Annotated in this window: 16 protein-coding genes; 6 read left to right on the forward strand and 10 right to left on the reverse strand. The window is 59.6% G+C overall.

Annotated features, from left to right (window positions below):
• The 5 genes from R8871_RS23385 to R8871_RS23405 all read right to left on the reverse strand — a co-directional run bounded on the left by R8871_RS23385 (position 1) and on the right by R8871_RS23405 (position 7,548).
• Entirely contained in the window at positions 1-984 is a 984-nt protein-coding gene (locus R8871_RS23385; RefSeq protein ID WP_175052609.1) for a glycosyltransferase family 4 protein, read from the reverse strand.
• A complete protein-coding gene (locus tag R8871_RS23390) occupies positions 981-1,808 on the reverse strand; it encodes a glycosyltransferase family 4 protein (protein WP_246287667.1) in 828 nt (275 codons plus the stop codon). The genes R8871_RS23385 and R8871_RS23390 overlap by 4 nt, the downstream gene beginning before the upstream one ends.
• 236 nt (positions 1,809-2,044) lie before the next feature.
• On the reverse strand, positions 2,045-4,387 hold the full coding sequence (locus R8871_RS23395) for a glycosyltransferase family 4 protein (protein ID WP_175052611.1): 2,343 nt from the start codon (positions 4,385-4,387) through the stop codon (positions 2,045-2,047).
• Between the two features lie 4 nt (positions 4,388-4,391).
• Entirely contained in the window at positions 4,392-6,566 is a 2,175-nt protein-coding gene (locus R8871_RS23400) for a glycosyltransferase family 2 protein (protein WP_175052612.1), read from the reverse strand.
• 4 nt (positions 6,567-6,570) lie between these two features.
• Positions 6,571-7,548 carry a glycosyltransferase family 4 protein gene (locus R8871_RS23405; RefSeq protein WP_175052613.1) on the reverse strand — a complete coding sequence of 326 codons (978 nt, stop codon included), beginning with the start codon at positions 7,546-7,548 and terminating at the stop codon, positions 6,571-6,573.
• Positions 7,549-8,155: 607 nt separating this feature from the next.
• On the opposite strand from R8871_RS23405, the gene R8871_RS23410 reads away from it, so the two are divergent.
• Genes R8871_RS23410 through R8871_RS23420 form a run of 3 tightly spaced genes read left to right on the forward strand, consistent with a single transcriptional unit; the run spans position 8,156 to position 12,036 of the window.
• Entirely contained in the window at positions 8,156-9,115 is a 960-nt protein-coding gene (locus R8871_RS23410; RefSeq protein ID WP_175052614.1) for a UDP-glucose 4-epimerase family protein, read from the forward strand.
• A 9-nt stretch (positions 9,116-9,124) separates the two neighbouring features.
• Complete coding sequence (locus tag R8871_RS23415; protein ID WP_175052615.1) at positions 9,125-10,147, forward strand: MraY family glycosyltransferase; 1,023 nt, start codon at positions 9,125-9,127, stop codon at positions 10,145-10,147.
• Positions 10,148-10,158: 11 nt separating this feature from the next.
• Complete coding sequence (locus R8871_RS23420; RefSeq protein ID WP_175052616.1) at positions 10,159-12,036, forward strand: polysaccharide biosynthesis protein; 1,878 nt, start codon at positions 10,159-10,161, stop codon at positions 12,034-12,036.
• A 72-nt stretch (positions 12,037-12,108) separates the two neighbouring features.
• Here the strand turns inward: R8871_RS23420 and R8871_RS23425 are convergent, their stop codons facing one another.
• Positions 12,109-13,209: an MraY family glycosyltransferase gene (locus R8871_RS23425; RefSeq protein WP_175052617.1), complete on the reverse strand. Its 1,101-nt coding sequence runs from the start codon at positions 13,207-13,209 to the stop codon at positions 12,109-12,111.
• Between the two features lie 269 nt (positions 13,210-13,478).
• Here R8871_RS23425 and R8871_RS23430 point away from each other — a divergent pair, with 269 nt between their 5' ends.
• Both R8871_RS23430 and R8871_RS23435 read left to right on the forward strand, forming a co-directional pair.
• Positions 13,479-15,032 (forward strand): methyl-accepting chemotaxis protein, encoded by a 1,554-nt coding sequence (locus R8871_RS23430; RefSeq protein ID WP_175052618.1) that lies wholly within the window; start codon positions 13,479-13,481, stop codon positions 15,030-15,032.
• Positions 15,033-15,215: 183 nt separating this feature from the next.
• Positions 15,216-16,712, forward strand: a complete 1,497-nt coding sequence (locus R8871_RS23435) for a hypothetical protein (protein ID WP_246287669.1) — start codon at positions 15,216-15,218, stop codon at positions 16,710-16,712.
• A 106-nt stretch (positions 16,713-16,818) separates the two neighbouring features.
• Here the strand turns inward: R8871_RS23435 and galE are convergent, their stop codons facing one another.
• The 4 genes from galE to R8871_RS23455 all read right to left on the reverse strand — a co-directional run bounded on the left by galE (position 16,819) and on the right by R8871_RS23455 (position 21,156).
• Positions 16,819-17,847 (reverse strand): UDP-glucose 4-epimerase GalE, encoded by a 1,029-nt coding sequence (galE, locus tag R8871_RS23440; RefSeq protein ID WP_175052620.1) that lies wholly within the window; start codon positions 17,845-17,847, stop codon positions 16,819-16,821.
• A 12-nt stretch (positions 17,848-17,859) separates the two neighbouring features.
• A complete protein-coding gene (locus R8871_RS23445; RefSeq protein WP_175052621.1) occupies positions 17,860-19,008 on the reverse strand; it encodes a glycosyltransferase family 4 protein in 1,149 nt (382 codons plus the stop codon).
• Positions 19,009-19,069: 61 nt separating this feature from the next.
• A complete protein-coding gene (locus tag R8871_RS23450) occupies positions 19,070-19,897 on the reverse strand; it encodes a glycosyltransferase (RefSeq protein ID WP_175052622.1) in 828 nt (275 codons plus the stop codon).
• Positions 19,894-21,156, reverse strand: coding sequence for an oligosaccharide flippase family protein (locus R8871_RS23455; RefSeq protein ID WP_175052623.1), 1,263 nt, complete (start codon positions 21,154-21,156; stop codon positions 19,894-19,896). Before R8871_RS23455 ends, R8871_RS23450 begins: the two co-directional genes overlap by 4 nt.
• Positions 21,157-21,451: 295 nt before the next feature.
• Between R8871_RS23455 and R8871_RS23460 the strand changes: the two genes are divergently transcribed.
• The gene (locus tag R8871_RS23460) at positions 21,452-22,846 is read left to right on the forward strand and encodes a phosphomannomutase/phosphoglucomutase (protein WP_175052624.1); all 1,395 of its coding nucleotides are present in this window, start codon (positions 21,452-21,454) and stop codon (positions 22,844-22,846) included.
• The last annotated feature ends 5 nt before the right edge of the window (positions 22,847-22,851 follow it).

The following is a 22,851-nucleotide window of genomic DNA, read 5'->3' on the forward strand; positions in this document are numbered from 1 at the left end:
TCAAATACTTTCTCTTGCTAGCATCTCGGCGAGTTGTGGTCCAATGGTTGAAGCTGAATGCCGGTCCAGCACACGCTCGTACGTCTGCAAGATTTTCGATTCACGATCCGCGTCTGTCATTGCGCCTTCGATCGCTTTTGCTAATCCTTGTACCGAATCGGTGGGCGCATACCAGACACCGTCTGCGAAATGCTCGCTTTGCCAAGGGCCGTCTCCAATAACTAATGGTTTGCGCATGATCGCGCCCTCCAGGCTCGAACGCCCTGGCGGATCGATGCTGGCTTCAACTATGACTGCACAGTTGGAAATGATCGAACGCAGGAGCGCGCTGCATGGCTGCACGAAGGGTAGGAAGGTGATGCCAGGGTGTGCTTCATTGACGCATTGCCGGTAATACTCTTCGTCTCTCGCACCGCCGACAAACACGCCTTCGAGCTTAAGTTCGTTCAACGCCCGGATCAATTGCAACTGGTTTTTGATCGGTTCAATCAGGCCGAGACATAGCGCGAAGTTAGTCGCATTGCAGATCGTCGACAACAGATCGTTGTCTGCCGGCGCGAGAAAGCGATCAGAAACGCATGTCGGAATCACCAGGAGTTTGTCCTCCGGTACGGAGACATACTGCGTAAAGTTGGCGAGTTCCGCTTGTGATTTGAATAGCAGCTTGTGCACGCCACGAGTGATCTCGACAATTCTCGCAACCTCGTTAGCGGTTGGTGCGTCGGTCCACCAGACATTCGGCCAAAGAAAGACAGGCTTGTGCTTAAGTTTGGCCTCTCGGAGAATGGCTTCTCCGTCGGCATGTACCGAGAAATGGATGATTCCGTCGTAGAAACTGAGTGGCCGGCTGCCGATTCCGTAAATGTCCGTATGAACACCGGAAGCCTTCATGATTTCGGCGACCTGTACGAGCTCGGACTCACCTCCGCCGCTTACAGTGAATGCTGTGCTGTACGTGGTGAGCAGGAATTTCAAACCCGTCATGTCGTTCTCCCGGTCGCAAGCTGTGTGAACAGATTGCGCCACACTTCATCGCTGGTCTTCAGAAGGATATCTTTCGCGCGATCCGAGTAGATTTCGCGCGACTGCCCGGCCTTGGCACCGGTGACATCGACCAATTGCGCGAGCAGCGTTGCCCATGAGTCGGCAGGCGCGTCGTCCGGCAATATGCTTTCGGCGAGGCACAATTCTTCGGCTGCCGTACCCGCACGCACGAGTACGGGCTTCCCGTAATGCATGGCTTCCAGTACGGGCACGCAAAACCCCTCGTGACGACTGGTCACCAACAGTACGGCTGATCGTTCGAAGCAATCAAGCAGATCGCAGTCATCCAGCGTGCCTTTGAAATCGACATAGTCGAGCACGCCGAGTCCGCGAGCGTAGTTAATCAGGTATTTCGAGTAGTCATAGTTCGGCATGCTGCCTACGACCGACAGCGTTGAAGGCACACCGAGGTTGCGCAACTTCTGCAGAATCTCGATGCCATCTTCAATCCGCTTGTGTGGAACGACGCGGCCAACCATCAGCAGTTCGGTGTTCGCGTGCGGTGCGCTGCGCGAGTCCGGATTGCGGCTGAATGCGGGCATGTCGGCAAAGACAGGCGGGACAACTTCAATCGTTGTATGCCCAGCTACGCCTTCAAGCGCTTGCGCGGAAAAATGCGAGTTTGCAACGAGTAAATCGAAGGCTTCGAGGGCGGGTAACTGCGCGAGCGCGTCCTGGCACAATTGAGCAGTGCGTGGTTCGAAAGCGCGCAGTAGTTCCGGATCTGTCACGCCATGGAAATAGCCAATCTTCTTGCACTTCAACTTTGTTATCTGATCCAGACGCGGATCAAAAATTGAATAGCTAAGGAAGAGGACATCGTCGGGCTGAACCGCGGAATATAGTTCGCTGAGAGGATGCACTCTCTCGTTGGCGGCATCGTGGTTCTGTGCGTACAACTCCGCAGCGAAGCCAAGCCGCCGCGCAGCTCGAGCCACGCCGAGGCAATGGTTTCCGACAGCGTCGCCGCTGAAGATGTCTGGCGCGCAGATCAGCACTCTCATGGAGACACGACTCCCGCTTTGATTTCCGCCAGTCTATCGGCGTATGCACGAGCGACTGCCTCAATAGAATAGTCGCGGACAATACGCGCCTGGCCGGCCTTGGCAACGCGTTTCCGGCGGTCTTTGTCTTCGAAGACTGTACGGATCTGTTCCGCCGCGGTCGACACGTCGGGATCGCACCAGTACTGACCTTCGTAAAACAGATAGTCGCCTGCGCGCAAGGGGACAAGATCTCCATCTACAAGAAAGGATGTCTGCTCGTCGCAGAAATCCACATTTCCCGAGAAGTTCGTCACCACGACAGGTTGTCCCAATAGCATGGCTTCGGCAATTACGCGCCCGAACCCTTCGCTACGGTGGAGCGAGATATAAGCGTCGCATGCGGCCATAAAATCGACCGTATCCTGACGGCTCAGTCGCTCTGAGACGATACGGATTCGAGAATCCTGCGCAGCGAGTTCGCACACTGCGCGCCACGTCGGATCGCTGTCTCGTACATTCATCGCTTTAACGATCAGGCTGACGCCCGAGGTCTGCGTGCCAAATGCTTTCTGAAACGCATGGATACCGGCGATTGGATTCTTTCGCGTCAGCCACGAGTTGCCGTCGAACATCAGGTAGAACAGGAACTCGTTGGACGGTAAGCCAAACCGGCTGCGGTCGGGATTCACCGGCGCAGGAATGTTCACTGCCATCGGAACGTGATGGACTGCCGTGTCCCCTTGTCTCGCGAATGCCGATTGTACGAACCTGCTTTGCGCCCAAATTTCGTCGACGAGCCGATGAAGCTGGCCGAAGGCGCTCGGCCACTGCGGCAATTCCCACGGCCATGCGCCGATCTTGTACGTGTCAGCCTCGATGAGATTGCGTCCGCCCTCGAGCGAAAGTCGCAGCATTTCGGGCGGCGGCAGGCAAAAGACGCTCAACCCGTACTTGAGGTTGACGCTCAGCAAGTGGTCGACGGACGTATCGAGTTTCGCCGGGCCTGCCATGGGCGCATTGATCAGCGCGCATGGGATCTCTGAGAGCCCAAGGGCTTTCGACGCCATTCTTGCGTCTTCGCCGAGCCCGAGCACTCCCTGCGGAAATCCGACAATGTTGACCCCGAACGGGCGCGCGCGCCAGGCACGCTCGATCGACATAACGTATTGATTGCCGCTGCCTTCGGAATTGGCGCCAACGATGGCAATGGAGATCGAACCCAACGTTGGATATTCGTTTCTGCCGTGGTCCTTCCACCAACTTACCAGCGCTGTTGCTCCGGCCTCGGTGCTGGAGTCAAATGCCGCCGTCAGGTCAGCGCGGTCCTGCCGGATCGATTCAAGGAATTGCGGGACCACAGAAGTGGGTGTTCCGGGAGCCGACTCTGATGCCAGCAAGGTCGGCAAGAGAGTGTTTGTCGACCATTGGATAACCGGGTAGGCGAACTGCCCGTCGCTATCCCACCAGGTCAGTGCGGCCAGGCGTCCAGTCAATGTTGTCAGATCGAATGCCTGCCGCAAATCAGCCCGGTCGCGACACATCAGAATCAGAAAACGTGGAAGAGGGATCTCCGTGGTGTTATCGGAGTCCTCGAGCTCAAAGAGACTCTCAGGCACGCCTGAAAGTATCCACCTGATGCTCGGGTGTTGGTCCTTTCTGTGCTCGCGCCACCAGCCCAGAAACGCGATTCGACCGCCGAACGTTTCGAGATCGTACGCTTGCCGCAAATCGGCGCGTTCATTTCTGATGAGGTGCAGCAGACGCGGGCACGGCACTTCGTCGGTATTACTGCTTTCGTGTGTTTCGAGAAGCGAGTGAAAGATCTCTGCCGGGGACCAGGCGATCCTCGGGTATTCGACCTGGCCGCGCTCTTGCCACCAGCTCACGCACCCCAGTCGACCGGCAACGGTAGTCAGATCAAAAACCTGTTTCAAATCGGTTCGGTCTTCGACGATTACCGAAAGAAACGCAGGCAAGTCGAAGCCACTTGGCCCGTCGATATCGGCCGGCTCGAGCAACGTTGCGGTCAGATGTTTTCCGTCCAGAATGCTCGGCGCCGTGCTCTTTAGCCAATATGCAATGCTTCGGGGGTGGTCCGAGATCAGCGTTGCGTTGTCGAGTTGCTCGACATACGCAAGATCTTGCGATCGGGGTTTCCAATCGAAGTCTGGGTAATCTGTACGCGCGACGGATTCCCACCACAGATACAGTGCGATTCGGTCGGTAAGCGTTTTGCAGGAAAACTCAGCGAGGTCCGCACGAAACTTGAGCAAGAAGTAAACGGCGCTGGGCAACGCGAATCGTTCGCTTTCGGACGGGTGTCGTGCTTGATCCAGCCACTCGGTTGTTTTTGTCATTTGTTTACTGAATCAGATCGGCAACTCGGGAAGGCCACGCAAAAGAGAAGTCTTCGTGTTCCAACGTCAGGTTCGGCGAATAGCATGGGTCATTCAGCAAGAAATCACCCCAGCGTTTCTGCACGTACGCGACTTCACGATTGAATCGGGCGATCTTTTCCGGATTGTCTTCGTATCCGCGAGTCGCAGACTCGTGGTGATACAACTCGGCATAAGGGGTCCACACATTGCGATACCCCTCTTTGCGAACGCGCAAGCAGAAGTCGACGTCGTTGAACGCCACCTGTAGCTGTTCGTCGAGTCCGCCGACCTGCTTGAAAATCGATTGCCGTACCACGAGGCACGCGGCGGTCACCGCGCACATCGAACTGCGCAGGAGTGTTCTCGAAAAGTAACCCGGTTGAGGCTTGGCACTATGTTTGTGCGAGTGACCGGCAACGCCCCCGACACCGATAATGACGCCGGCATGCTGCAGCGTGTCGTTCGGATAGAGCAGTTTCGCGCCCACACAGCCCACGCCCGGTTGCAGCGCGAGCGACACCATTTCGCTCAGCCATTCCGGCGTGATGACTTCGATATCGTTGTTCATCAGACAGACGAAATCGGCTGTACTCGCAAGACCTACGCGATTGTTCAGTGCCGAGTAGTTGAACGGGGCATCGTCCCGCTTCACTGTCACGACGCCGTCTGCCTGCAAGCGGGCAAAGAGTTCGTGCGTCGCTGGTTCGACCGAACCATTGTCGATGATCGTGATGCGAAAGTTCTTGTAGGTGGTCTTCTCGCGAATCGACGCCACACATTGCTCAACCAGACGAGCAGCATCGCGCGTCGGAATGATGATTTCGACCGACGGTTCGGCGTCCGGCAGTTCGTAGCACACCTTGTTGTAACCGCTCGCTCCGGGCGCCGGTTCGACATGGCCCTTTACGCCTTTTCTCTGCAAGTGCTCATCGATTGCACGCATCGCTGCGATGTGTGCATACGGCTTGGCTTCATGCGTCAATGCAGTGCTTTGCGGGTGTACGCGCCAGTGATAGAGCACGCGCGGAATGTGATGAATCGCACCTTCGCCGCAGTAGTCGAGGAATCGCAGCGCCAGATCGTAGTCTTGCGAACCGTTGAACTCGTCGCGGAATCCGCCGATTTCCCGCATTGCCGAAGCACGGTACACACCGAAGTGCGTGATCATGTTCTGACTAAGGAACAGGTCGTAGTTGAACGCCGGCTTGAAGTACGGTTCGGAACGTACGCCGTCCACCGAAATCTTGTCTTCGTCCGAGTAGATCAACGAGGCTTCCGGATGCTCCTGTAGGGCTTCTGCGACACAAAACAGTGCGAGCGGGTGAAGTTCGTCATCGTGATCCAGCAAGCCTACGAATTCACCCGTGACCAGTTCGAGCGCGCTGTTGCTCGCAGCGCTGATGCGGCCGTTCGTGGTGCGGTAGGTGACCTTGATGCGAGGATCTTTGCGCGCGTACTCCGTGAGCGTTTTTCGAACGCTGGGGTCAGAGGAGTTGTCGTCCGCGATGCAAAGCTCCCAGTTGTCGTACACCTGGTTGATGACCGAATCGATTGCCTTGCGAAGCCAGCGCTCCGGCGTGTTGTAGGTCGGCATCAGCACGCTGAATAGCGGCTTGTCCTTCCAGCCCGACACGCGCTTGCGCAGCGCGGTGTAGGCGGAACGCTGCGGCTCGTGCGACTTGATCCACTTCGGATAGTCGCGACGGCCGTCGGCCACAGGTGCCGGTGTGTTGGTGACAAGGCTTGGTGGCGCAGCCAGCATGCGGCGTGGCCGATGCAGAACGAATGGCACCTCGCGCGCCAGAAGCTCGATGTTGAAATTGCTGATGGAGAAGAGCCCGGGCTGTGCGATCGGATCCAGGCGCAACGCGTTCGTGGCGAAGGGCAGAAGCAGATCCTGCTTGACCGTGCCATCCGAACCGACTGTCATGTAGACGGCCGTTGTTTCGGACATGCCTTGGCCTGCGTCGTAGTAAAGGACGCAAGGCGATGCCGGCAGCTTGTCAGTCTGCAACTGGAAGGAGACCCGGACATGTCTGCCCACCATCTTCTTCCAGCCTTTGATCCAGAACTGCGGATCGTTATTGATCGCTAGCCACGGAAAAGCCGCACTCGACGTTTTTTCAACGTTCTTTAAAGGACGCAACTGAAATTTCATATTCTCACACCAGGGAGCGGTAAGTCGTTTCTAATTGAGTGAGCACCGTTTGCCAGTTCAGGTGTCGACGGTGCGCCTCAGCGGCGTGCATCGTGCGCGAACCTCGCGGTTTTGCTGCTCGGCGTATCGCGTCGACAATGCTGTCGACATTTGAGGGATCCAGATACTCCACCTCATCGCCGAAGTATTCGCGTGTCGACCCCACCTCGGTCACTGCCGCGGGGCATCCCGCTGCATGAGCCTCGAGTGCAGCGAGCCCCGGTGTTTCCAACGTGCTCGGCAAAACGAACACTTCGCATGCCGCGTACGCGGAGCGAAGTGCCGGCGAATCATGGGCTAATGTGCCGGCGTATATGACCTGGTCACCACCCTCTGCGAAGCACGCCTTCGCATATTCCGGATCGCGCTGATGGCCGATCAGAACAAGCTTCAGCTCGGGGAACGATTTCATCGCCTTGACCAGCGCCAACTGGTTTTTGCGCGGCTCGATGTTGCCCACGTTCAGCACGAAGCGGTCGTGAATCTTGAACTCGTTGCGAAACAGCTCGGGCGCGACCGGCTCGTAAAAGCTTTCCTCGACGCCGTTCAGAACCGTGACGAATTTTTCTCGTGGAAGGTCAAAGATCCGCGCGAGCGTTTCGCACTCGATGTCTGAATTCGCAACGACGCGGTCCGCCAACGAAAACTGGTGATGGATCTCACCGATCGGATAGAGATGCTTGGTCTCTTCCGTCACCCACAGACTGGACGAGACCACCAGGGGCAGACCCAACTGCTTAACGAAGTTGCAGAAATGGACTGAGCCACCGACACACGAAAAGAAGTGGACCACGTCATGTTCGAGGAACCGTGGGTTCCATTGATCGAACAACGTGACGTCCACTCCGTGCGCGGGTAGATGCTTGCGATACGCAAGCAGCTGTATTTCTCCGCCTCCGGGGGTGTGGAAGGCCATTGGGTAAGTGGCGAACAGCACTTTCATGAATGGGACTCTATCTGCTCAAACTTTTATTCAGATCGGCAATGCCTGCCAGCGCACAGGCGCGCATGATGCGCTCCCGATCACGCGGCGCGAAATGGCGACCCGTAAGATGCCCGATGGCGATCCGCCCGGCCCGTGGCGCGACGTACGCGCGGCGGCGCGATGCAAAGCCCAGTGGTAACAGTGGTAACCAAGTGTCGACTCACCGGAGCGCGGGTCGCCGCGCCTCCACGTCGCTCTGGGGCGAAGTTGATTGTGCTGTCGTCGAGCACGTCGGACCGAAACTGCGAATTCCACATGCGCGAATATGTTTGAGATGTTAAGAAGTGTTCGAACTGGTCTCTGAGTGGCCCGTCCGTTTTATCATCACGACCCGAAACCTCCGCCGTGCTTTCAGCCTGTTAGCTACCCGCGCATTTTAGCGCCTAACGCTTACGAGAACCGGTTTGAAGCGAAAGCTGCCCGCATACAATACGGTTCCCAAACAGACTTCTACAGAAGCATCGCCGATGCCAGATTGTATCGTGTCTCATCAGCCTGTCCCGCCGTTTGTAGGCGGGGTAATCCATGCCGGAGCGTGGTCACGTCGCCAGTGGGACGCCGCCCGATGACTCAACGCGTGCTGATTACCGGCGCCAACGGCTTTGTCGGCCAAGCGGTATCCCAAGCGCTGCTGCAGCGCGGCGACAGCGTCGTCGGCGTAGTGCGCCGCCCGCAAACCACCGTCGAAGGCGTCCGCGAATGGCTCTTCGACGCGAACGACTTCGAAGGCATCGACCAACGCTGGCCCGTGGCAACGCGCTGCGACGCGGTTATCCACCTCGCCGCGCGCGTGCACATGAAGCACGAAACGACGGCTGATCCCCTTGCCGCCTATCGCGCCACCAACGTCACAGGCGCTTTGCGCGTCGCCGCTGCCGCCCGCCGCGCGGGTGCGCGCCGCTTCGTTTTCGTCAGCAGCATCAAAGCAGTGGGGGAAAGCAGCGCCGGCCGGCCCATTACCGAAGCAGACGAACCCACACCTACCGATCCTTACGGCATCTCCAAGCTCGAAGCCGAGCGCGCGTTGATCGACTACGGCCGTGAATCGGGCCTCGAAATCGTGATCGTGCGCCCGCCGCTGGTCTACGGCCCCGGCGTGCGCGCCAACTTCCTGCAACTGATGAGTGCCATTGCTAACGGCGTGCCGTTGCCGCTCGGCGCAATTGCAGCCCGTCGCAGCCTCCTGTTCGTCGACAACCTGGCCGACGCGCTCGTGCACTGCACAACTGACCCGCGCGCCGCGGGCGAGACCTTCCACGTGACTGATGGTCGCGATCTCAGCGTCTCGGAGTTAGCCCGGTCACTCGCCACACAACTGCACGCGCCGGCGCGCCTGATACCCGTTCCCGTCGGTTTGCTGAGCCTCGCCGGCCGCCTGAGCGGCCGCTCGGCCCAGGTCGACCGGCTTATCGGTGAACTACGCCTCGACAGTTCTCACATCCGCGAGCGCCTCGGCTGGTACCCGCCTTATACCGTCGAACATGGCTTGCTGGAGACGGCTGCCTGGTATCGTTCCACGCACTAAACCTACTCAATGCCGATCGCTTCGCTCCTTACCGCTCCTTTCCTGCATCTGCTCCTTTGGGGCGTCCTCGCGCTATGCGCATGCGCGGGCATCCTATGGTTTCTGCTCCGAACCGGCCTGGCCTGGCGCCTCGCCACGGACATCCCCAATGACCGTTCGCTGCACACGCGTCCAACGCCGCGCGTCGGCGGCTGGGGCATCGTGCCGGTGGTCGTGATCCTGATCTGGCTCGCGGCACCCGCCCTATGGTTGCCCGCACTGCTGGCGGGGCTGCTGGCCGCGTTGTCGCAAATCGACGACCGCCGCGGCTTGCCCGCCCGAGTCCGGTTCGGCGGCCACGCGGCGGCGGTGGTTGCGCTGATCGTCGTCTACCCGGCCGCAGCGCCCTGGTGGGCTTTGGCAGCGTTGGCGTTCTTACTCATCTGGCTGGTCAATTTGTACAATTTCATGGACGGTTCGGACGGTCTTGCCGGTGGCATGGCTCTGTTCGGCTTTGGCGGCTACGCAATCGCCGCGTCCATTTCAACCCATCCGGATCCCGCGCTGGCATTGGCTTGCCTTGTCGTGGCGGGCGCGGCAGCGGGGTTTCTGCTGTTCAATTTTCATCCTGCCCGCATTTTTCTCGGTGATGCGGGTTCGATCCCCCTGGGATTTCTGGCCGGCGCCCTTGGTTACTGGGGTTGGCGCGAAGGTGTGTGGCCAATCTGGTTCCCTGCGGTAAGTTTTTCCCCTTTTATCGGCGATGCGTCGGTTACTCTGCTGAAACGGCTGCTCCGCGGTGAAAAGTTTTGGCAGGCGCACCGCGAACACTACTATCAAAGATTGGTGCAGGGCGGTTTCGGGCACGCATCAACGGCCCGAATTTGGTATTTGTTCATGGTCGCGGGCATAATGCTTGCTTTGTGGGCACTGGGTATTGCTGTGGTTTATCAATGGCTTGTCGTCGTCGCATGGGCTGCTGTGCTCGTGCTCGCCGGGCTTTGCATTGATCGCTACTGGCGGCGTCATGTGTCCCGTTCCGGGCAATCTTGAGGTTCTGCGCAATGAAAAGATTCAAAGCCCGATGGCTTTCGTTCAGTGCGTTTGCGTTCGACTTGTTTGCGGTGGCTCTGGCCTGGATGCTGGCCTATGTGATCCGTTTCAACGGGCCTGTGCCCGCTCCGTTCTGGTCGAGCGGACTCCATGCACTGGTATGGGTGTTGGTGATCTACGCCGTGATGTTCCGCAGCTACGGGCTGTATCGGGGCATGTGGGTCTTTGCCAGCCTGCCCGACCTCGTGAGAATCGCCAAGGCGATTGGGGTCGGTGCGGTGGTGGTCGTCATTGGCTCGGCACTGTTGCAGCCGGCCCCGGTCGTGCCGCGCTCTGTCCTGATCGTTTCGCCCATGCTGCTGTTCCTCTCGATGGGCGGCTCGCGCGCGTTGTATCGCGCTGCGAAGGAGTTCTATCGCTACGGCGGCCTCGTGGGGCAGGGCAAGCCTGTGTTGGTGCTCGGTGCGGGTAACGCCGGCGCAAATCTGGTGCGGGAGCTGAAACGTTCCGGCGAATGGCGCCTCGCCGGTCTGCTGGACGACGACCCGATCAAACAGGGCCGCGAAATCTACGGCTACCGTGTGCTTGGCGCTATCAGCGATCTGCACAAGATCACGGCCGAAATGAAGGTCGAGCACGTCATCATTGCGGTGCCTTCGGCTTCGGTAGAGGCACATCGCCGAATTGCCACGCTGTGCGTGCGCGCGGGCGTACGCGCGATGACGCTGCCGGCGCTCACGCCGCTTACCCAAGGCCAGGCTTTCCTGTCGCGCGTGCGGCAGATCGATCTCGAAGACTTGCTTGGCCGCGATCCGGTCACGATCGACACGCAGCACGTGGAAGCGTTGCTTAAAAACCGTGTCGTGATGGTGACCGGCGCGGGCGGCTCGATCGGCTCTGAACTGTGCCGGCAAATCCTGCGCTTCGGGCCAGTCCAACTGGTGGCGTTCGACGTCTCCGAGTTCTCGATCTACCGCCTCAACGAGGAACTGCGCGATAAATATCCCGAAGTGTCGGTAGTGCCGATCATCGGCGACGCGAAGGATTCGTTGCTTCTCGATCAGGTGATGGGGCGTTATTGCCCGCATATCGTCTTTCACGCTGCGGCCTACAAGCATGTGCCGCTAATGGAAGAGGTGAACACCTGGCAGGCGGTGCGCAACAACGTGCTCGGCACGTATCGCGTGGGGCGCGCGGCGATTCGCCACGACGTGGCCCATTTCGTTTTGATTTCCACCGACAAGGCCGTCAACCCGACCAACGTCATGGGCGCGAGCAAGCGTCTTGCGGAAATGGCGTGTTCAGCGTTGCAGCAGGGCGCAAAACGCACGCAGTTTGAAACCGTTCGATTCGGTAATGTGCTCGGCAGTGCCGGCAGTGTGATCCCGAAGTTTCAGGAGCAGATTGCGCGCGGCGGCCCGGTGACGGTTACGCACCCGGAAATCACGCGCTTTTTCATGACGATTCCGGAGGCGTCGCAACTGGTGCTGCAGGCGTCGAGCATGGGGCATGGCGGTGAAATCTTCATTCTCGACATGGGCAAGCCGGTGCGGATCGCCGACCTCGCGCATGATCTGATTCGTCTTTATGGCTTTACGGAAGAGCAGATTCGTGTGGTCTTCACCGGTCTGCGCCCTGGCGAAAAGCTGTACGAAGAACTGTTGGCGGATGACGAAACCACTACCCGTACGCCGCATCCGAAGTTGCGTATCGCGCGGGCGCGTGAGGTGCCGGACAGCTTCATCGACAACCTTCTGCCGTGGCTGATGCAGCATCGCGTGCCGAGCGACGACGAGGTTCGCCGCGACCTGCGCCGCTGGGTGCCGGAGTATCAACCGGGCACTTCGCCGGCGTTGCGTAGTGTCGGATCGGCTACGCGGGCGTCCTAGAAGTCTCGCAGCCAGGTCCCGCTGCAGTCGTGCATAGAAAAAGGCGCCTTGGCGCCTTTTTCTGTTTTTCTATTACCGCTTGCCCTTCCTCACCACCATCCACCTTGGCGATTTGAATCGCACGATGCTCATATAGAGCCAAACGTACGTCGCCGCAAACACCACCACGAAGCAGAAAAGATGCAGCGTATGCCGCCAGAACAACGTTGCCGGTACGACTGCGATCAGACATAGCAACCACAGGTACGGCGACGTCAGCGAGTTCCGCCGCGTCAGTTCGCGAGCGGTACGCGTGCCCACCGCCCAGCGCATCAACCGCTTATAAACCAGCATATGCAGATGCACGCCGTCGGGAATCCCCGGGGACATCCCACGAATAAACTTCTTCCGGTAGATCGAGAAGCACGTTTCGAAGATCGGGTACATGAAAAGCAGCACCGGATACCACGCCGACACATCGCGATTGCGCATCACCAGCATGATCGACAGCTCGGCGAGCATGAAGCCGATGAAATACGCGCCGCCGTCGCCGAGGAAGATCAACCCCGCCGGGAAATTCCAGATGAAGAAGCCGAGCACCGCGCCCATCATCATGAACGACGCCGACAGCACGATCGGATCGGACACCTGGAACGCCACATAAGCGAGCGAAGCGAACATCATGAACGCGACCATCGAAGCGAGGCCGTTGAAGCCGTCGATGATATTGATCGCGTTGGCGAGCGCTGCGACGGCCAGCACGGTGACCGCGCAGGAGATCACCGCATACGAGAGCAGAAAGTCGAGCGGCGGCACGCTGATGCGCGTCACGGCGATATTCAGCAGGAAGTAGGCGAGGGCGGCGGCTGCCATCGTGCACACGAGCCGCGCGAGCGGCGAGACTCGCTTGGTCAGGTCCTCGACCAATCCTGAACCGAACGCCGGCATGCCGCACGCGATCAGCCCCAGGATGCCGCCCGACACAGCGGGATACGCATGATGCAACTGCACGGCGGACACGATCAGTCCGACCAGAATCCCGGCCCCGCCGATGCGCGGCACCGGGCGCACATGAAATTTCTGCACGCCGGCCAGATCGGTGTCGGTCGAGAATTTTTCATGCAAATGCGCATAGCGCACGATCAACAGCGTGATCAGCAGTGAAACGAGAAAGCCGAGCGCAAAACTAAGCATGAAAGTGGGCCTGAGCGAAGACGCCGAATTATACAAACGAAACGCACGGCGCCCAGAAAAGCAGCGCTTGCGCCAAGTGCGTGAGAAATCCCAGATAGTGAAGCTTTGACTGCCCGCAAAGCCACGCCTGTCATGGATTCCACCTATGCAGGGAGGTCTCGCGAGGGCCGTTAACTTGGATGCGGTGAAGTGTAGGTTGCCGGCGAAAAAGACGATCGCCGACGCAACACGGGGTTCGCCGCCGATCAATGAGACGTTCCGGAGAACCAATGCTTAACAACATCACCATTCGTGGCGGCCTGACGCTAGTGATCAGCGTGTTCGTCGTTTTCCTGCTGACCGTGATCGGCGTCGGCTACGGCGCGCTCAAACTCGCGAATAGCAGCCTCGACGAAACCCAGCACAGCGCGGCGGCACTGTCGCATCTGAAGGCGAGCTCCGAGAAGCTGCTGCAAGTGCAGCTCGCGCTCGGCTCCTATCAGACGCTATTCAGCGTCGGCAAGCAGACGGACGACCTGTTGCCGGCCGCGCATAAGGTGCTGGTCGAGTCGAACAAGGACTTCGCCAATTACATGGAGGGCCCGTTCGCTAGCGAAGACGAAAAGAAGCTCGCGCAGAACGTCGAGCAGGCGCGCAGCGCGCTCGTCGATAAGGCGATCGAGCCGGAGTTCAAGGCGCTCAACGACTTCGACTTCAATACCTTCCGCAACATCCAGGGTGAAACGGCGAACGCCTTCTACGCGACCTATTCGAAGGCTATCGACACGCTGCAGCGCCTGCAGACGGACAGCCAGCGCAAGCAGGCCGAGACGGGAGCCCAGCGGTTCCAGCTTGCGACGCTGCTGTTCGCGGGGATTGGCGCGATTTCTATTGTGATCGGTGTGATGGCGCGGGTTGGTTTGTCGGCGGCGGTGATCAAACCGGTCAATGCGACCATTAAACACTTTGAGCGCATTGCCGCGGGCGATCTGACGATCGCCATCAAAAGCAAGTCGCGCAACGAGATGGGTCAACTACTCGGCGCATTGACGAAGATGCGCGACGGTCTCGTCGAGACGGTGGCAAAGGTGCGCGGCAGTACGACGGCGATTACGCAAGGCGCCAACGAGATCGCGTCGGGCAACGCCGACCTGTCGTCGCGGACCGAGCAGCAGGCAGCGGCACTTCAACAAACCGCGGCGAGCATGGAGCAGTTGTCGGCGACGGTGAAGCAGAACGCGGATAACGCCAAGCAGGCAAACCGGTTGGCGCAGGGCGCGTTAGACACGGTAACGCGTGGTGGCGCCGTGGTGTCGCGTGTCACTGAGACGATGGATGGGATCAGCGCATCGTCGCGGAAGGTGGCTGAGATCATCGGCATGATCGAGGGGATCGCGTTTCAGACCAACATCCTCGCCTTGAACGCGGCCGTCGAGGCAGCACGTGCGGGCGAGCAGGGGCGCGGTTTCGCGGTGGTGGCCTCGGAAGTGCGTAGCCTCGCGCAGCGCTCCGGCTCGGCGGCGAAGGAAATCAAGGAGTTGATTGGCGAATCGGCCGCCAAGGTTGAACAGGGGGCATCGCTCGTGTCCGACGCACAGAAGACGATTCACGAAGCCATGGACGCGGTTCAGCGCGTGACCGGCGTCATGAACGAGATCGAGGCTTCCGCGCATGAACAGAGCGACGGTATCGAACAGGTCAACAAGGCCATCACACAGATCGACGAGGTGACGCAACATAATGCGGCGCTTGTGGAGGAGGCCGCTGCCGCAGCAAAGTCGCTCGAAGAGCAGGTCATCATCCTGAAGGATGCCGTTGCGGTGTTCCATCTTGATGAGGCTTGATAAGGCGGTCTAATTTACAATCCTGTCTTTCCATAACCGTTTTCGCTTGCCGCTGATTTCGCGAGGCTATTCGAAGAGTTGCGTAGCCCGAACGACGTCGAAGACAGCACCGCATTCGAATAACATGAAAACAGGTGCGCCGTGCTCAAGGGGTGGGTGGCTTTTGTCGTCTCAGCGATTTGCGTGGCGCTGTTTATCATCGTGTTCGGGCAAACTTTTTCGTCCGTCCAGCTTCACGAAACCGGGGATTTTGCGGCGAATTCCCTGCTGGTGCTTCAGGCCAAGCAATTCAGCCTGTTAGTCGGCAATTATTCTCGGATCGGATTCAACCATCCGGGCCCCGCGTTCCTTTACGTACTCGCAGCCGGCGAGGCCGCATTTTTTGATCTGACGCGCTGGGTTACTTCGCCGTTCTCCGGGCAGATTTATGCGGTCGCGTTGCTTTCCGGATTCTGGATCGCATCGATCGGTGTGCTTTTGCGCAGAATGCAAGGGTCGATGCCGGCTGCCGTGACCACCACGGCTCTATTTGTCGGTGTCACCGCGTATATCAACTATCAGGCGTTCGCGGGCACCTGGTTCCCGCATCTTTACTACTTCGCCTTTGCCGCCTTTACGGTAGCCCTTGCTGCTTTGATCATGGGGCGCAGAGACGGGCTCCTGCTGCTTGCAGTCAGCCTGGGGTTCCTTTTGAATGGCCATGCGTCGTTCTTCGGCATAGCTGCAATCATGCTCGCGTGTGCGGTCGTGGCGAATACATGGCTTTATGCCCGGTCCCGGAACACGCGGAGCAATTGGCTATTGAGTCGTGACTATCTCGTGGGGAATTTTCGGGCGATTGCGATCGCGGTGGGGATTGCGGCACTGTTTCTTGTCCCGCTCGCGATCCAGACGATTCTTCATTTTCCTGGACCGGTCGCTGAATATGCCGCTTTTGGCCGTGCCCATCACGCAAACCATCTCGGCGACGCGATACGTTTCGTTGGTCTGTTCTGGAGTAACGGCCTCTTTGGGATTCTGTTCGGCGCCGCCGCCTGTGCCGTCCTCGCGACCAATGATTCGAGGCGGGAGAATGAAGACCGCATTGGATCGGAGCGAGCAATCGTACTGTCATTGGCGAGCGCGACGGTTGGCTTTCTTTTTTATTCCGTTTTCGGCGTCGACAATTTTTCGTTCATCTACGTCGGGATTTTCTACTACGCGGTGCCGGCGCTTGCACTGACATTGCTATTGAAGCGCGTTTTCGACAACGTGACGGCCGCGCCTCTCCGTGTGACGGTGGCCGTCTGTGTCGCCGTGGCTGTTTTCGCCGGTGTTCGTATTCATCAGCCGCCTGAATACGTTTCTCAATACAACGACCCGCAGATTCCGGCCGTCTACGCGGCGATCAAGCAACTTGGAGCCGATGGCCTTGTGTTCGATCTCGACGGTTCTGCGAACTGGGAGCATCTCTGGGCTACCGTGGTGGGCACGCAGGTTTATGCGCTGCGTCAGGGAAGCAGGCCGTTTTGCATCGCGCAGAACTGGCAGCTTGTCTTCTCTCAATCGGCGCGTTGCACGGAGGCGCAAATCAGCGCCGCTCATGGACGCTATCTTGTTTCAGCGGTGCCGAAAGGGGGGCTGGTCAGTGCGGCCAATGTCGCGGGTTTGTATTTTTATCCGCAAGGGGCCGTGAAGTAAGCGAATCGCTGCTTGGGTGAGGGTGCTGCTGTCGAATTTCAACGACTTCTGCGTGCGCAAAAACACAAGCGCACGCACACGCAGAAGCACAGACAGATATCCGGGGTTACGCCTGCGCAAACCCCTGCGGATTCGCCGACTGCCACCGCCAGTGATCCGCACACATCCTCTCGATCCCGAACTCAGCGCGCCACCCGAGTACATTCAACGCCGCCGCCGGATCCGCAAAACACGAGGCCACATCACCTGGCCGCCGCGCCACGATTTCATAAGGCACGGGGCGCCCCGAAGCCTTCTCGAACGCTTTGACGACGTCGATCACGCTATACCCCTGGCCCGTCCCAAGATTCACCACCAGACTGGCATCGCGCTTAACCAGTGCATCCAGTGCCGCCAGATGCCCGCGTGCCAGGTCCACAACGTGGATGTAGTCCCGCACGCCGGTGCCATCCGGTGTCTCATAGTCGCCACCGAACACTCGCAGCTTTTCCAGCTTGCCGACCGCTACCTGCGCCACATAAGGCATCAGGTTATTCGGAATACCGGCGGGATCTTCGCCAATCAACCCGCTCTCATGCGCGCCAACCGGATTGAAATAGCGCAGCGTCGCAATCCGCCAGGACGCATCCGCCACTTCCAGATCACGCAATACCTGTTCGGCAATCAGCTTCGACTGCCCATAAGGATTGGTTGCCGACAGCGGAAACGATTCATCGATCGGTGAGCTCTTCGGCACGCCATACACCGTTGCCGATGAGCTGAACACGAACTGCTTCACGTTGCGATCGCGCATCACGCCGAGCAGCGTCAGCAAACTGCCGACGTTATTGCTGTAGTACTCAATCGGCTTGGCGACCGACTCGCCCACCGCCTTCAGCGCGGCAAAGTGAATCGCGCCGGTGATCGGGTGTGCGTCGAAAATACGGTTGAGCGCCGCTTCATCTCGCGCGTCGGCCTCGTAGAAGCTCACGGCCTTGCCGGTGATTTTCTCCACGCGCCGCAGCGATTCGCGGTTGCTGTTCACGAGATTGTCGATTACCACGACGTCGTAACCGCCGTTGAGCAGTTCGACACATGTGTGCGAGCCGATAAATCCTGCACCGCCCGTTACCAGAATCGTACCCTTCGTGGTCATGCTGTTGCTCCGTTAAAGTAAAACGCCCGTCATTTTCTGCACCAGGTCTTTATACGTTTCGACGACCACGCGCTCGTCGAATTCTTCCGCGACTTTCTGTCGGCCGCGTTCAGCCATTGCACGGCGCTCGGCGCCGCTCATGTCGAGCATCTGCGCGAGCTTCTGCGCGAGACTCGCGGCATTGCGCACTTCGCACAGCAATCCATTGACGCCGTCCGCCACCACTTCACGGCAGCCGGGCACATCCGTCGTAACAATCGGCCGGCCCATTGCCGATGCTTCCATCAGCGTGCGCGGCACGCCTTCGCGATAGGAGGGCAGGACGACGCAGTCCGCATCGGCGATAAACGGCCGCACGTCGTGTGCCTCACCAAGATACTCGATGATGCCTTCCTGCTCCCACGCGGCCACTTCTTCGCGCGTGATCGCGCTCGGGTTGTCGACGCCAACCGGACCGAGCAATTGGAACCGCGCCTGAGGATAACGTTCACGCAAGCGCCGCGCGGCTTCGACATATTCGGCCACGCCCTTGTCCCACAAGAGCCGCCCGATCAGCACAAACTTGAATTCCGCCCGCTCCGGCAGCGGCGTGAAGGTGAATTGTTCGAGATCGACGCCTTCGCCATGCAGCAGACGCGCACGTTCAGGATGCACCAACAAATTCTGCTCGACAAACGCGGCCTGGTCGTCGCGATTCAGAAACCAGATTTCGCGCGGGAAGCGGAAGGCGAAACGGTACAGTTTTTTGGCGACTTGCGCAGCGCGGCTCTGCTGGATGAACACGTAACCGAGCCCGGTCGTCACCGCCACCGACTGCACGCCCGCCAGTTTTGCGGCGACCGAGCCGTAAATGTTCGGCTTGATCGTGTAGTGGAACACAACGTGCGGGCGGATGCTTCGATACAAACGATACAACGACAAAAGTGTGCGCAGGTCCTCGCGCGGACTGGTGCCTTTGGACGCCACCGGCAATTCGATGCAGCGACAACCCATCGCGGTGAGCAGTTCGAACGTGCGGTCGCGCGGCGCGAGCACCGTCACGTCCACGCCGCGCCCAACCAGCATGCGGATCAGTCCTTGCCGATAGGTATAGATTGCCCAGGCGGTGTTACAGACGAGTGTAATGCGCAGCGCGGGCGTCGATTTAAAGGCAGGCTTCATGCGGGAACGGGCTCGACGGTGGATAACGGGGTGAATGACGGCATGAATGACGGCGTAGGAATCAATGGCCCGCACGCGGCGCGAGCAGCGTGCGTTTGACCCGCTGCAAGGCGCGGTAAGGCGTCACGAAGTGCAGCAGGTTTTTGGCGAGACCCAGCCAGTCGTACAGATTGGTGACGTTGAAGTAACGCAGTTGCAGCCGCAGCGTCGAGCTGACCTGGCGGCGCCGTTTGGTCGCGCTGATGCCGCCTTCGTTCAGTTCGTAGTAGAGCCCGAGTTCCGGCAGATTCGCGCAGTCGTAGCGCGCCATCAGACGCACGAACAGATCGAGGTCTTCAGCGGAAGGATAGGCTGCGCGATAGTTACCGACCGCGCGAACCGCGTCAACGCGCAGCATCATTGAAGGATGCGCGAGGCATGAGCGGAAGAAGCGCAGACGGCGGATCTCGTTCGGCTCCGCAGGCGGCGTCAGCATGAAAAGCGGCTTGCCTTCACGCGTGACGACCTGCGTCCACATGCCGAGGCCGGCCACTTGTGGATGCAACTCCATGAACTCGCGCTGTTTGGCGAGGCGCTGCGGCACGCTGCGGTCGCCCGCGTCAATGCGTGCTGCGTAGCGAAAGCCGCGCTGCGCAAGGGCGTCGATGCCGGTTTGCAGCGCGCGCTCGATGCCGCCGTTTTGCGGCATGCGCAGCACTTCGATCTGCATGTTGGGAATTGCCGGCGCGACGATCGGCGGCGTGCTGCCGTCGTCGACAATCAATACGTGGATCAGCGCGTTCTCGCTGAATGAGGCGAGCGTGAGATCGACGTCAGCCTGACCGTTGTACGCGGGCATCAGCACGGCGACGTCGTCGAGAGAATGCGCTGTGGCGGATGAATTCGTCATGGGCGCAATTTGAAACGAATGTAATAAAGATTAACTGACGCGGCGGCGAGATAACCGGCCGCGAGGCCGACCAGCGCACCGTAAGCGCCAAGCCGGGGAATCGCCAGCAGATTGACCACGAACGCAACGGCCAGCGCCAGCAGCCACTTCGAGAGCAACACGAATTTGGCCTGATATTTCAGCACGATCAGATTGCCGATCGCTTCGATGCCGGCCGGCACGGAAAGCCACACGGCCCAGCGGAAAATCTCGATGGCGCCTTCAAAATCCGGTCCGAACACGCGGCGGATGATGAAACCCGCCAGCAAATCCAGTACGATCGCGCCGCTCACCATCAGCGCGGCGGTCATGGCGGTCAGTCGCCACACGTTGCGGCGCAATTGCGCGGCGTCCTGCACGCGGTAGACAAAGGCGGGTGCAATCGTCTGCGCCAGCATCAGCGCGAGCGTGATCCAGTTTTCGTTCAGTTGCTGCGCGGCGGAATAGCGCCCGAGATCGGCGAAGGAAATGGCCCGCTCAAGCATCAACCGGTCCAGTTTCAGGAAAAGATACATACAGATCAGCCCGATCCAGAACACCGTGCCCGCGGTCGCAAAGTGCTTGAAGAGCGAACGATCGAGATGCCAGCCGAGCTTGCCGCCATGTCGGCGGGTGTAATAGATCAGCAGAACCGCGCCAATGAGCGCCGATTCCGCGGCCCACAGCCAGCCAAAGCGCGCGGGCGCGGCCAGCGCGCGCACCATCAGATAGACGACGCCGGCTTTCAGCACCGCGGTGCTCATGCTGGTGAGCAACTGCGGCTTGCTGTAGGTCATGCTTTGCAGCCACGCATTGATCACGCCGACGAACGGCTCGCGAAACAGCATAGTCACTGCGAGGCCGGCGAGCATGGCGCCCACCAGCGGGTCGAAGAAGTGCAGCGCAATGCCGAGCCACGTGAGCAGCAGCGCCGCGACGGACACCGAAAAGCGCAGCGCGAAGGCGCTGCCGAGCACCGTGCCCAGCTGGGTGGGCGGCCGGCCGACGATGGTGGGAACCAGAATTTCCGCTCCGCACACCCAGGTGATCGGCGAGAGCACCAGCAGCAGCGTGTTCGCGTACTGCCATTTACCGAAGGTGTCAGGCCCGAAGTAGCGCGCCAGCATGCCGCTGATCGCGATCGCCACGCCGATTTGCGTGAGCCGCTCCAGCCCGAGCCAGACGATGTTGGTGAAGGCTCGCGTGACGTCGGGATTGGCGAAGCGTTTGAGCGTCAGCATCCGGTGGACACTCGCCCATGCGCTTGCACGTGTTGCCGGTGTTGTGAGCGGCGCGCAACGTGCGTCAGGGCGCAATGTGTAACAGCCCACCTGGCCGACTGTCGCGGCAACATTGCAAAAGCAGGGCGTCTAAGCATTAGAATGGGTGTCTATTAGGGCATGTCCGAAAGGCGCAATTATAAGTTGGAACCGGATCGCTTCCGGCAAGGGCGCATCGCTCGGTTTAACAGGTAGTTTTACCGATCCCTCGGCTATACGCCGGTCAAATTTTTCCATTGCACGCAAGTGAGCCAACATGATCTCCAAATCTATTTTCAAGGCGTATGACATTCGCGGTGTGATCGGCAAGACGCTCGACACTGACGCAGCGCGTTCGATCGGTCTCGCTTTTGGCAGCGAAGTGCGGGCGCAAGGCGGCGACGCCGTAGTGGTGGCGCGTGACGGCCGCCTCTCGGGTCCCGATCTGATCCAGGCGCTATCGGACGGTCTGCGTGCAGCCGGCGTCGACGTGGTCAACGTCGGCATGGTGCCGACGCCGGTCGGCTACTTCGCGGCCAATGTGCCGTTGCAACTCGACGGTGGCGAGCGCCGCGTCGATTCGTGCATCGTCGTGACGGGTAGCCATAATCCGCCTGACTACAACGGCTTCAAGATGGTCCTGCGCGGCGCGGCCATTTACGGCGAGCAGATCCTCGCGCTGCATCAGCGCATCGTCGACGAAAACTTCTCTGAAGGCAGCGGCACGTACACCGAGTACGACATCGCCGACGCCTATCTGGATCGCATCACCAGCGACGTCAAGCTCGCACGTCCGATCAAGATCGTGGTCGACACCGGCAACGGTGTGGCAGGCGGCCTCGCGCCGAAGCTCTTCAAGAAGCTCGGCTGCGAACTGGTCGAACTGTTCACCGAAATCGACGGCAACTTCCCGAACCATCACCCGGACCCGGCTCACCCGGAAAACCTCCAGGACGTGATCCGCGCGCTGAAGGAAACGGATGCTGAAATCGGTTTCGCCTTCGACGGCGACGGTGACCGCCTCGGCGTTGTCACCAAAGATGGCCAGATCATCTATCCGGACCGCCAGCTGATGCTGTTCGCCGAAGAAGTGCTGTCGCGCAACAAGGGCGCGCAGATCATTTACGACGTGAAGTGCACGCGCAATCTGGGCAAGTGGATCAAGGAGAAGGGCGGCGAACCGCTGATGTGGAAGACCGGCCACTCGCTGGTCAAGGCGAAGCTGCGCGAAACCGGTGCGCCGCTGGCAGGCGAAATGAGCGGCCACGTGTTCTTCAAGGACCGCTGGTACGGTTTCGACGACGGCCTGTACACCGGCGCGCGTCTCCTGGAAATCCTTACGCGTGTGGCGGATCCGAGCAAGCTGCTCAACTCGCTGCCGAACTCGAATTCCACGCCGGAACTGCAATTGAAGCTCGAAGAAGGCGAAAACTTCGAACTGATCGCGCGTTTGCAGCAAAACGCGAAGTTCACGGGCGCGGACGACGTTGTGAAGATCGACGGCCTGCGCGTGGAGTATCCGGACGGCTTCGGCCTCGCGCGTTCGTCGAACACCACCCCGGTCGTGGTCATGCGCTTTGAAGCCGATAGCGACGCAGCGCTCAAGCGCATCCAGGAAGACTTCCGCCGCGTAATCATGGCCGAGAAGCCGGACGCGAAGCTGCCGTTCTAAAAGCT

The organism is Paraburkholderia sediminicola (genome assembly GCF_902859805.1).
Lineage (GTDB): Bacteria > Pseudomonadota > Gammaproteobacteria > Burkholderiales > Burkholderiaceae > Paraburkholderia > Paraburkholderia sediminicola.

Bases quoted from the DNA above. Each gene is read 5' to 3' on its own strand.
- R8871_RS23385 (WP_175052609.1), bottom strand. From the start codon at position 984: ATGACGGGTTTGAAATTCCTGCTCACCACGTACAGCACAGCATTCACT.
- R8871_RS23395 (WP_175052611.1), bottom strand. From the start codon at position 4,387: ATGACAAAAACAACCGAGTGGCTGGATCAAGCACGACACCCGTCCGAA.
- R8871_RS23400 (WP_175052612.1), bottom strand. From the start codon at position 6,566: ATGAAATTTCAGTTGCGTCCTTTAAAGAACGTTGAAAAAACGTCGAGT.
- R8871_RS23405 (WP_175052613.1), bottom strand. From the start codon at position 7,548: ATGAAAGTGCTGTTCGCCACTTACCCAATGGCCTTCCACACCCCCGGA.
- R8871_RS23410 (WP_175052614.1), top strand. From the start codon at position 8,156: ATGACTCAACGCGTGCTGATTACCGGCGCCAACGGCTTTGTCGGCCAA.
- R8871_RS23415 (WP_175052615.1), top strand. From the start codon at position 9,125: ATGCCGATCGCTTCGCTCCTTACCGCTCCTTTCCTGCATCTGCTCCTT.
- R8871_RS23420 (WP_175052616.1), top strand. From the start codon at position 10,159: ATGAAAAGATTCAAAGCCCGATGGCTTTCGTTCAGTGCGTTTGCGTTC.
- R8871_RS23425 (WP_175052617.1), bottom strand. From the start codon at position 13,209: ATGCTTAGTTTTGCGCTCGGCTTTCTCGTTTCACTGCTGATCACGCTG.
- R8871_RS23430 (WP_175052618.1), top strand. From the start codon at position 13,479: ATGCTTAACAACATCACCATTCGTGGCGGCCTGACGCTAGTGATCAGC.
- galE (WP_175052620.1), bottom strand. From the start codon at position 17,847: ATGACCACGAAGGGTACGATTCTGGTAACGGGCGGTGCAGGATTTATC.
- R8871_RS23445 (WP_175052621.1), bottom strand. From the start codon at position 19,008: ATGAAGCCTGCCTTTAAATCGACGCCCGCGCTGCGCATTACACTCGTC.
- R8871_RS23450 (WP_175052622.1), bottom strand. From the start codon at position 19,897: ATGACGAATTCATCCGCCACAGCGCATTCTCTCGACGACGTCGCCGTG.
- R8871_RS23455 (WP_175052623.1), bottom strand. From the start codon at position 21,156: ATGCTGACGCTCAAACGCTTCGCCAATCCCGACGTCACGCGAGCCTTC.
- R8871_RS23460 (WP_175052624.1), top strand. From the start codon at position 21,452: ATGATCTCCAAATCTATTTTCAAGGCGTATGACATTCGCGGTGTGATC.